The organism is Mycoplasmopsis agassizii, from assembly GCF_002276225.1.
Lineage (GTDB): Bacteria > Bacillota_I > Bacilli_A > Mycoplasmatales > Metamycoplasmataceae > Mycoplasmopsis_B > Mycoplasmopsis_B agassizii_A.
On record NZ_NQNY01000002.1, the window covers coordinates 60,297 to 70,907 of the forward strand.

The window sequence follows — 10,611 nt, forward strand, 5'->3', positions numbered from 1 at the left end:
ACGAGATGAAATTAAGTGAATTAAAAGCAAACCCTGGCTCACGTAAAGAAAAACATCGTGTAGGTCGTGGTCATGCTGCTGGTAAAGGTAAACAAGCTGGAAAAGGGCAATCAGGTCAAGCCAAAAGATCAGGTACAAAAGCCGGATTTGAAGGTGGACAAAACCCATGATTCAGAAGATTACCAAAACGTGGATTTAACAACGTAAACCACGTTGAATACCAAGTTGTCAACTTAGGTGTTTTAAACGAGCGCTTTGAAAATAATACAGTGATTGACATTGAATTATTAGTAAAAGAGCGTTTAGCAAATCGTACACTACCTATTAAATTATTAAATAAAGGTAGTCTAGAAAAATCATTTACTATTAAAGTAAATGCTGCATCAGAAGCAGCTAAAGTAGCTGTGAAAAAAGCAGGCGGAAGCGTCGAGGTTATTTAATTGTGAAAGGATTACGAAGAATTTTCGAATCCTTTTCGTTATTTTTAGCCAATAAAACTTTCAACCTGCGTCACGCCTTGATTGCTTTTTGAAGCGATAAAGTAATTACTAAAAAAGTTATTTACACAGTTACACTATTAATTATTTTTGTAATCGCAGGAACTATTACAGCTCCATTTGTGCGCTTAAATAATGCTAATAATATTGATTCAATTCCCTTTTTTAGTATTTTAAACTTAGTTGGTGGTGGTGGTTTAAGACAATTTTCATTAATGGCTCTAGGAATTAACCCTTTTATTACAGCCAGTTTAATTATGACGATTTTACAATCAAGGCTTTTTCCACCAATTCATAGGCTTTCACGCTCAGGTCCAGTTGGAAGGCGAAAAATCAACATCATCACTAGAGTTTTAACACTACTTGTGGCTTACCCTCAAGCAATTGTCTTAACTCAAACTTTATCTAGAAATAACGGTATTATTACTTTTATTGAAGGTCAAGGAACAATTTTAAATATTTATTTCATTCTACCTTTTATTTTAATAGCAGGTGCAATGGTAGCTGTTTTTATTGGTGAGCAAATTACTGAAAAAGGTGTAGGTAACGGAACCAGTTTATTAATTTTTACAGGAATTGCTGCTTCTTTACCAACTCAGTTTCAAAATGCTTTTAACACTCTAGTAGGAACAAATGGCGCAACTTATTTCACAGGTGCATTAAATTTCATAATTTATTTACTAGGTTATTTAATACTATTATTCATTATGACAATTGTGCAGCTGGGCGAGCGTAAGATTCCAATTCAATCAACTGGTGCTGGTTTAAGCCGCAACCTTGAAGAAATGGGGGCGTTGCCAATTAAGGTTAATCCAGCAGGAATTATGCCCGTCATCTTCGCTAATATAGTTTTATCAATACCACAATTAATTGCTGGTTTATTAGATCCTAATACTAGTGTGGTGCGTAATTGAATCGAAACCAATTTCACTTTTACAAGTGCAATTGGCTTATCAGTTTTATTAGTTTTAACTTTTATTTTCAGTATCTTCATGGGACTGCAACAATCAAAAATCGACCGTATTAGTGAAGATTTTCAAAAAAACGGTACCTTTATTCCAGGGCTTAAACCAGGAGAAGAAACTGAAGATTATCTAATTGATGTTGTGCTTCGTTTATCACTATTTTCAGCCTTTTATTTAGTTGTAATAGTTGGTATGCAGCACGTCATGATAATAGCAGGTGTACCTCAACAAGTTGCTTTTGGGGGAACTGGAATGATCATTTTAGTGTCAGTTTCTCTTGAAACTTGAGATCAAATTTCTGCAAGAAGAAAAACAACTAACTTAGCAAAATCTAAAAAATTAAGTAAGAATTCACAAAATTCTAAAAACAAAGAAAGTGGTCTATTATGATAAAGAAATTCATTATCTTTGGTCCTCCAGGAATTGGTAAAGGAACACTAGCTTCACAAGTTGCTAGCAAATATAATTTAGAACACGTTTCTACAGGAAATATTTTCCGTGAAGAAATTGCTAAACAAACTCCACTAGGAATTAAGTTAAAAGAAATTGTTGATAATGGTCTTTATGTTAGTGATGAAATTACTAATGAAATTGTTAAAAATAAATTAGCAGAACTTGAAAGTCAAAACCGTGGTTTCATTTTAGATGGCTATCCACGAACAAAACATCAACTAGATTATTTATTTTCATTATATGATTATGCAGACTTTAGTGCTTGAATTTTAGAAGCAGATGATTCGATAATTTTAAAAAGATTAAGTGGTCGTCGCTTCTGTTTAACATGTAAAGCAACTTATCATATTGATACCAAAAAGAGCCAAAATGGGGACTTTTGTGAAAATGATAATCAAAAATTAATCCAACGAGCTGATGATGAACCTAAGGCTGTCAGCAAACGTTTAGAAGTGTATCATGAGCAAACATCACTTTTAAAATCTCAGTTGATTTCTCTAAAAATTGCTAAAATAATTAATGCTGAAGGAACACCTGAAGCTGTTTTAAAAGAGTTAGAGAAAGTAGAAGATTTTGGCTAACAAGAAAAAATCATCTATGATTAAAACAACTCAAGAAATCAAAATCTTGAGTGAAGCTGCTCAACTCCTGGCAGATGTCAAACAAATTGTTTACGATGCCGTAAGACCAGGTGTTTCGATAAAAGATTTGGATACAATTGCTTTTATTGAAATAAAAAAACGAGGCGCAACACCTAATTTTCTAAATTATTTTGGCTTTCCAGCCAGCATTTGCGCAAGTTTAAATGAGGAATTGATCCACGGCATTCCCGATGATCGCATTCTTAAAGAAGGTGATCTAATCTCAATTGATATGGGATTGCTTTATCAGAATTATCATGTAGATTCAGCTTTTACTAAAAGCGTAGGTCAAGAACATAATTCTGAAAACGAATTTTTAATTAAAGTCGCTAAAGATGCTTTTGAAGCAGGCTTACAAGCGATTAAAAAAGATGCTACATTTGCCGATATAGGTCGTGCAATTCATCAAGTTATCAAAGCAAATAATTGTTTTACACCTGAAAATTATTCAGGTCATGGAATTGGCAAACAATTACATGAAAGACCTAATGTTGCTAACTTTGATGATTTACATAATCCTGATCGCAATTTAAAAATTGCTAACAACATGGTCATCTGTATTGAGCCGATGATCCTACAAGGTTCAAAGCAAACTTTTACTAAAAAAGATGGCTGAACCGTGGTAGCAAAAAGTGGTTTAAAAGCATCACATTATGAGCATACAATTTTAATTAAAGATTATAAACCAATAATTTTAACGAAGGGGATTTAATGTCTGAAAAAGCAATGAAGTTTAAAGCACGTGTTGAAAAAGTGCATAACTCAGATATTTGTACTGTACGTATTTTAGATAACAACATGCTAATTCAAGGGTATATCTCAGGTAAAATGCGTAACTACAGAATTCGCATTTTACCAGGGGATATTGTTGATATTGAAATCAATCCTGTAGATTTAACAAAAGGGCGTATTACATATCGCCACAAAGAAGAAAAGAGTCAAAATGAAAGTTAGACCGTCAGTTAAAAGAATGTGTAAAGACTGTAAAATTATTAAACGTAAAGGGATTATCAGAGTTATTTGTATAATTCCAAAACATAAACAAAGACAAGGATAATCTATGGCACGTATTTTAAATATTGAGATTCCTAATGATAAAAGAGTGGTAGTTTCACTTACTTACATCTATGGAATCGGACCTAGTTTAGCATCTGAAATTATTAAAAAAGCAAACGCTTATTTAAAAGCCCACAAAATGGAAAAACTTGCTTTTACTGAAGATGCAAGAGTTAAAAGCCTGAGCGAAGAGCAATTACAAGCAATTCGTGAAGTTGCAAAAGAATATAAAACCGAAGGTGATTTACGCCGTGAAACCCAATTAAACATTAAACGTTTAATGGAAATTAAATCATATCGTGGAATTCGTCACCGTCGCGGTTTACCTGTAAGAGGACAAGTTACTCAAAAAAATGCTCGTACTCGTAAAGGACCAAGAAAAACCGTTGCTGGAAAGAAAGGTAAATAGAAAATGGCTGCACGTAAACATGATGCTCCTAAAAGAGCAAAACGCAAAAACATTGCTGTGGGTATTGCACATATTCATAGTTCACACCAAAATACTATTGTTACTTTCACAGATGAAAAAGGGAATGTAATTTCTTGATCATCATCAGGGGCAATTGGTTATAAAGGTACCAAGAAAAAAACAGCTTATGCAGCAGGTTTAGCTGCTCAAGCAGCTGCTGAAAAAGCTAAAGAACACGGAATTAGCGAAGTTGACGTTAAAGTCAAAGGAATCGGTCAAGGACGTGATGCTGCTCGTAAGCAAATTGAAGTTAGTGGAATTAGCGTTAAAAACATTTATGATTTAACCCCACAAGCTCACAATGGAACAAGACCTCCAAAAAGAGTCTTAAAACGTGAAAAGGCAAGGTAATAAATTATGAGAGCAATGCCACAAATTTATTATTCAGAAGACAAAGCACGCAAGGTAAGTGACACAAACACAGTTTTTGTTATTAAACCCTTAGAAAGAGGTTTTGCTTCTACAATTGGAACTGCAATTAGAAGAACTATGTTATCTACTATTACAAGTGCTGCTCCTTTTGCAATTAAAATTAAAGGTTTAGAACATGAAATGGCAACTATTAAAGGTGTTGTTGAAGATGTTCAAAGTATTATCTTAAATGTTCGTGCCGTTAATTTTATTTATGATCCAACTGTAATTGAAGATGGTAAATTTTACCGTGGAAACATTAACGTAAGCGGTCGAGTTGTTAAAGCATCAGATATTACTTTTGATTTACCTATTAAAGTGTTTAATAGTGAACAAGTGATTGCAACTTTAAGTGCAGAAACATCATTCCAAATGGAAATTTTCATCATGTCAGGTAGAGGTTTTGTTGATTTTGAAACTAACAAAATGTTTATCGAAGAACATGAAGATAAACTTGTTTCAAACATTAAAAAAGGTAAAACAATTGCAGTTGATAGTAATTTTTCACCTGTTAAAAGAGTTAAAATCAACACAAGTGAAATCAACACTTCATCAGTGCATATTGAAGAGCAACTTGAAATTGAACTAGAAACTAATGGAACAGTTTCAGGTAAAGAAATTATGTCTACTGCTTGTGAAATTTTAATTTCACATTTCCAAGTAATTGGAAATATTGATAACTTAGATAAAATCAATATTTTTGAAGAAAAATCAAGTTCAACAGTTGGACCTAATAACAGTGCTAATAAAGATATTAAGGACTTGAATTTATCAGTTCGTTCACTTAATGCATTGCAACGCCATGGTTATTCTAAGTTAAGTGACATTGCCACTTTAACTGAAGATGATTTAGCATCAGTTAAAAACCTTGGTAAAAAATCAGTTGACGAAATTCTTGCACTACTAAAAGAATACAATATAAGTTTAAGTAAAGGAGATAAATAATGGCTAATCCAACACAACTGTTTCGCCGTAATACTAAGTGAAGAACATCAATGATGCGTTCACTAGCAACTGACGTTTTAGTATATGGAAAAATTGAAACAAATTTAACCCGTGCTAAAGAGTTAAGAAAATGAGTTGATCGTTTAATTACTTTCTCAAAAGATAATACTTTAGCATCACGTCGCCGTGCTGCTAGTGTCTTAAGAGATGTTTACACTAAAGATAATGTTCCAGTTCTAAAGTATTTATTTGATACTCTAGGACCAAAATATAAAGACCGTAATGGTGGTTATACAAGAATTATTAAAATTGCTCCCCGTTTAGGTGACAACACCAAAATGGCAGTAATTGAATTAGTTTAATCATCAATGCCTAATAACTAAGTAACTCGAAAATTATTCGAGTTATTTTTTTATCTATTAAAATATAGAATAATATAATTTAATTACGAAATAGGTGAATAATGTCAAAAGAAATTAAAAATATCGATTTTACTACTAATGAAGAAGACTTTAAAGTAGTTTTTAATGAGCAAGTTTATGAGAAAGATTATCTCGTTTTAGACGCTAAAATGGTTAAAAAAATGATTGAGCATTTTCTGGATTTTAAACATAATAACAGTATAAACACTGATGCTAAAAAACAGACTATAAATGACATCATAAATTTACTAAAAACCCCTAAATTGGGGCTTTCTGATAATAATTCAACAGCTAATAATAGTCATGAAAATTGTTCTCATAATCACCCAAATTTAGAAGTATTATTAAAGGCTTTTGAACTTGAAAAAGAGCAAATTATAAATACTGGAATTGAGCGTGGAATCGGCAACTTTAAAAGAGAACACGAAAAGAATTTGTTTAAATTACAACAGGAATATAATCAATACAAAACAATGTCTGAAGCCAGACTAAAACAACGAGAAGCTGAACTAGAACAAGCAAATAATCTTGCTTCACTAGAATTTGAAAAAAAACTACGAAAAGAAAAAGAAAGTCTAAGTGATAAATTTTGAATCAAAAAGAAACACGAAGATAAGTAATTTTTAGTTTTTTTTAAATCATTTTATTTTATTTTATTTTTTAATAAACTTAGAGACTAATTTGAAATATAATGACCATAATGAAAATTAAAAAATCAAAAGTAATTTTACCCATTACTGCAACAATAGTAACTACTTCAATTTTAGCAGTTGCTATTTCATGTAATAACAATGGTAGATCAGATAGTGAAGAAGTTAGAAAAGCGAGATTAGCAACTGTTAATCAAAGTTTAGAATTAGCAACGGCAGTTGTTAGTTCAGTTAGTGATTTAAAACTTGCAACTAATATTGATGCTCTTCGTTTAAGAAATCAACTTTTAACATTACCTGCAAGCACAAGAATGTTTCTCTCACTTTTTGATGAAGAATCAAAAACAAAGTTAGAACCAGCCTTTAAAAACGTTACTTTTAACGGGATTGAATCTGCAAATCAGGTTGAAATTTTAAAAGAAGATAACAGTTCTATTAAGTTTACTTTTTCACTTAAAGGACAATATTTAGGAGAATCAGCAACATCTTCTGCTAGTTTAACTCTTGATAATTTAACGCCTTATACAAGTAATGAAACTATTAAAAATAAACAACTTTTAGAAATTAGTCAAAAGTTTAATAATCTTGAATTTAGTGCCAAAAATCGTATTGCAACTGTTGAATTCATTAAGGAAGTAACTAGCGTATTAATTATTAATAAAGTTGTTTTTTCCGACTTTTTAGATACTTCTGATAAGCAACGATTTTTAGATAATATTGCTGATGCAAAGATTTCTTTAATCAATTCAATGACTGTTGATAAGCAAAACTCAAGTCTGCTAAATGTATCTTTAATAATCGATTTACAAGGGGCTTCTCATAGCCAAGAAATTACTTTTAAAGTATCTAATTTAATCACTGAAGAAGAATTTTTAAAAACACAGGCTATCAATATTTTAACTAAAATAGAAGAAAATTTAAACCAACATGATTATGTTGTTAATGATTCAGAATTAACTAGAGAAGCGTTTAAAACTACCTTAGAAAAGCAGTTTTCAAAACAAGTACTTGAATCATATTTATAAACAACATCTATTAAAAATTTAAACGCTAATCTTTCAAATGCAATAGTAGGCTCTCTTGTAGATGTAACTCTTTCGACTACAAGTAATAAAGTTGTTACTTTAAAATTTAATCTAACAACTACTTACGAATCAAAAGAATATACAAAAGAAATCCTAGTAAATATTTCTGGATTTAAATAAAAAATCTTGCTTAATTGCAAGATTTTCTTTTAGATTAATTCTTGTAGTAAAAGTCTTAATCCAACAGCGACACCGTTATTAAATGGAAGTGTAATTGTCTTAGTGTTTTTATCTTTAACAGTTTTTCTAGTACTTTCGACAAAGAAACCTTTTTCATCGGTGATTACTCATCTAATTCCGTTATATGTCATAAATGTACTATTTCTAGTTCCATCTATTGGATTAAATGTTCAAGCTTCACCACGAGCAAATTCATTTGAACCTTTTGCATAGTTTTGCAATCCACCAATTACTAAAGTGTTTTTATTTGCGCCAATTCAGTTGTTTCTTGTTTTACCATTTGACATGACAACGATTTCGTTAATCGGGTTTGTAATTGAGTTTCAATCTGATTTATTGTAAGGATAAATTAATCCGTAATTTCTGATTGATTTAGGAGTTTTCTTATCAACCATTAAAGCAAAAGCATTTGCAAAATTATCTAGTTTTTTAGGGCTATTTTTACTGTTTTTTACAAATGTTTTTATAAACTTTGATCAGTTTTCATAAGTGTTACCTTGAGATAATTCTTTAAAAACAACAACTAGATAATTATCGTTAACATCATCTTTGATTTTGCCGTTTATAGTTAAAAACGTTGGTAAGAATCCTGCAAAATCAGTTGTAAAACTAACATCTTTATTTGCTGAGCGACCAGTTTTATCTTTTAATGTTGCTTTAAAAGATAAACTTACATCTTGATCATTAATATTTCAAGTTAATAGTTCTTTAGTACTAACAAATTCTAGGTTTTGCATTGATGAAATAAGTGGAGTTTCTTTTGAAGCACTCATTTTTAATAATTCAATTATTTTTTCAAATGATAAATCAGGTTTTAATAGTTCTTGTAGTTTTCATGCTTCAATAGAAGTTAAATTATCTTTAACTTTTCATGCATTGATTTCTCTAGCAAGTTCTTGAATTGGAATTTTGATTTCAAAACCACCAATTCTAATTTCCTTACCATCAACTTTTTCTAATGAATCAACAACTGTGCCATCTAGTCTGAAAAATTCATTATCATTCCTTTTTAAATAAATATTGGCATAGATAAATCCTGTTTCAGCATTAACTTGATTACCAGAAACTGTTTTTCTTACTTCTAATTTAAGTTCATGTGTTAGTTTTGCTTTTAAATCGGTAAATAGATCAGCAGTAACTGTATCAAATTGTGCAATTGCTTGTTCTGCAGTTAGATTTGATTTAAGAGTAACTAAACTATTTTGGGATAAATATAATGAACGAGCAACTGTTCTTAAACTATTTAAATTATTAACAGTTATTTCTTTACCAGTTTCTGAAGAAGATTCATTACCTTCAACCGTATAAAATTTATCACTTGTTTTTAGGGTGACTAAAATTTTTGCTAAACCGTTTAAATCATCTGTAGAAACAATTTTGAATTCAATTGTGGCATTAGTTAGAGGTGATTTAATTATTGAATTTAATAAAGTATTAACATCATCAACTGTTAATGAAGTTGGAAAAATTTCTGTATTAGCGGCAGCTGAATATGATTCTAATAATGAATTAAATCATGTTCTTACAATTGTTGAATTATCAATAATTGGTGTTAAAGAATCTTTTACTTCAGGCTGTCCTGGATCAGGTGTTACAGGGGTTCCTGGTTCTGGAGTTGGATCAACCGGAACACTAGTTCCTGGATCATCTATAGGTTTATTTTCATCGCTCGAAACTGTAAAACCAGTCAGTTTAACTGATTTTCCTGCATCAGTCATTGTATCTAATGTATCACCTTCTATATTTAGAAATTTACCATCTTTCACTAATAAAACCTTAAAACTTAATTCCCCTTTCTTATCATCAACTGTATCATTCATAAGTTCTAATTGAAGTTGATAACCTTCAGGAACATTCGAAAATTTTGATTTCAATGTATCTAAATTTTCTTGTTTAAATTCACTTGCTTTTAGTTTTTTAAATTCTTCATTTTCTAATGCGATAGAACCAGAAATAATTCCATAAAATGCAATGACCTTTTCTTTATCAACTGCACTGCTAGTTTTGAACCCACTTAAACTAATAACTTTACCTGTGGCAGATTCTAAGTCTGATTTTATTTGACCATCTACATTATAAAAAGATGGGGTTTTGAATAAAACCACTTTAACTTTAAGTTCACCATCTTTATCGTTATTAGAATTAGATACTTTTGTTAAAGATAATTCAAAACCTTCTGGTAATTGAGTAAGTGGTGTTTTAAAAAAACCTAAATCAATAATATTGACTTCAGATGGTAATAAATTGCTTTCACTTTCAGAAACTATATTTGTTTCTGAAACACCTTTATATCACTCGATTGCTTTTAATTGTTCATGAGTTAAAACAGGTTCTGGTTTTGGCTCAGGTTGGCTAGTTTCTGCTGCTTTATAAGTAATATTAAGTTTTAAATTTGCAGAAACATCATCACTTTCATAAGTTAGAAGTAAGTTTAAAATAATTTTACCTTCTTCAATAGTTGAGCCTTCATTTTTAATTATGACTGCTTTACCAAGAGTTTCGATAAATTTTTGAGAACTATCAGAATCTAATAATGCAGCAACTGAAATACTTGCAGTTGCATTTTTTGCATCTTCATTTAATTTATCAATATTTTCGTATGTATTTTTTGAATTGAGTTCAAGTTTAGATAGTGTTTCAACAATTTTGTTAAGCACTAATTTTCTTTGCTCATTCAAATCAATATTAGTATTCGGTGCACAAGCTATGGCTGTTGCACTGATAACTCCAGTTGCAAAAAGACCTGCAAACAGGAACGTTTTTTTATTAAGTTTTTTCATATATATCCCTATTAAATTGCTAAAAGTAGTTTAGTGATTTTTGAAATATTTTCAAAA

General features: G+C 30.6%; 13 protein-coding genes. 12 read left to right on the plus strand and 1 reads right to left on the minus strand.

The genetic code is table 4. The annotated features are described in order from the left end of the window. The first annotated feature begins 5 nt into the window (after window positions 1-5). The 12 genes from rplO to CJJ23_RS00930 all read left to right on the plus strand — a co-directional run bounded on the left by rplO (window position 6) and on the right by CJJ23_RS00930 (window position 7,534). Window positions 6-440: a 50S ribosomal protein L15 gene (rplO, locus tag CJJ23_RS00875; protein ID WP_095334513.1), complete on the plus strand. Its 435-nt coding sequence runs from the start codon at window positions 6-8 to the stop codon at window positions 438-440. Then, window positions 440-1,855: a preprotein translocase subunit SecY gene (gene secY, locus CJJ23_RS00880; RefSeq protein ID WP_084232388.1), complete on the plus strand. Its 1,416-nt coding sequence runs from the start codon at window positions 440-442 to the stop codon at window positions 1,853-1,855. The genes rplO and secY overlap by 1 nt, the downstream gene beginning before the upstream one ends. Next, complete coding sequence (locus CJJ23_RS00885) at window positions 1,849-2,496, plus strand: adenylate kinase family protein (RefSeq protein WP_095334514.1); 648 nt, start codon at window positions 1,849-1,851, stop codon at window positions 2,494-2,496. The genes secY and CJJ23_RS00885 overlap by 7 nt, the downstream gene beginning before the upstream one ends. 16 nt (window positions 2,497-2,512) lie before the next feature. Continuing rightward, window positions 2,513-3,268 (plus strand): type I methionyl aminopeptidase, encoded by a 756-nt coding sequence (map, locus tag CJJ23_RS00890; RefSeq protein WP_095334547.1) that lies wholly within the window; start codon window positions 2,513-2,515, stop codon window positions 3,266-3,268. Beyond that, entirely contained in the window at window positions 3,268-3,510 is a 243-nt protein-coding gene (gene infA / locus CJJ23_RS00895; protein WP_084232386.1) for a translation initiation factor IF-1, read from the plus strand. The genes map and infA overlap by 1 nt, the downstream gene beginning before the upstream one ends. Then, window positions 3,500-3,613, plus strand: coding sequence for a 50S ribosomal protein L36 (gene rpmJ / locus CJJ23_RS00900; protein ID WP_084232385.1), 114 nt, complete (start codon window positions 3,500-3,502; stop codon window positions 3,611-3,613). The genes infA and rpmJ overlap by 11 nt, the downstream gene beginning before the upstream one ends. Window positions 3,614-3,616: 3 nt before the next feature. Next, entirely contained in the window at window positions 3,617-4,021 is a 405-nt protein-coding gene (gene rpsM / locus CJJ23_RS00905; protein WP_084232384.1) for a 30S ribosomal protein S13, read from the plus strand. A gap of 3 nt (window positions 4,022-4,024) precedes the next feature. Next, window positions 4,025-4,432 carry a 30S ribosomal protein S11 gene (gene rpsK / locus CJJ23_RS00910; protein WP_084232383.1) on the plus strand — a complete coding sequence of 136 codons (408 nt, stop codon included), beginning with the start codon at window positions 4,025-4,027 and terminating at the stop codon, window positions 4,430-4,432. A 6-nt stretch (window positions 4,433-4,438) separates the two neighbouring features. Continuing rightward, the gene (locus CJJ23_RS00915; protein ID WP_095334515.1) at window positions 4,439-5,437 is read left to right on the plus strand and encodes a DNA-directed RNA polymerase subunit alpha; all 999 of its coding nucleotides are present in this window, start codon (window positions 4,439-4,441) and stop codon (window positions 5,435-5,437) included. Further along, window positions 5,437-5,799, plus strand: a complete 363-nt coding sequence (gene rplQ, locus CJJ23_RS00920) for a 50S ribosomal protein L17 (RefSeq protein WP_095334516.1) — start codon at window positions 5,437-5,439, stop codon at window positions 5,797-5,799. The genes CJJ23_RS00915 and rplQ overlap by 1 nt, the downstream gene beginning before the upstream one ends. A gap of 101 nt (window positions 5,800-5,900) precedes the next feature. Next, on the plus strand, window positions 5,901-6,479 hold the full coding sequence (locus tag CJJ23_RS00925; RefSeq protein ID WP_095334517.1) for a hypothetical protein: 579 nt from the start codon (window positions 5,901-5,903) through the stop codon (window positions 6,477-6,479). Window positions 6,480-6,559: 80 nt separating this feature from the next. Next, complete coding sequence (locus CJJ23_RS00930; protein ID WP_095334518.1) at window positions 6,560-7,534, plus strand: hypothetical protein; 975 nt, start codon at window positions 6,560-6,562, stop codon at window positions 7,532-7,534. Window positions 7,535-7,743: 209 nt separating this feature from the next. On the opposite strand, the gene CJJ23_RS00935 is transcribed toward CJJ23_RS00930, so the two are convergent. Further along, window positions 7,744-10,554, minus strand: a complete 2,811-nt coding sequence (locus CJJ23_RS00935) for a lipoprotein 17-related variable surface protein (protein ID WP_095334519.1) — start codon at window positions 10,552-10,554, stop codon at window positions 7,744-7,746. Window positions 10,555-10,611 lie beyond the last annotated feature (57 nt).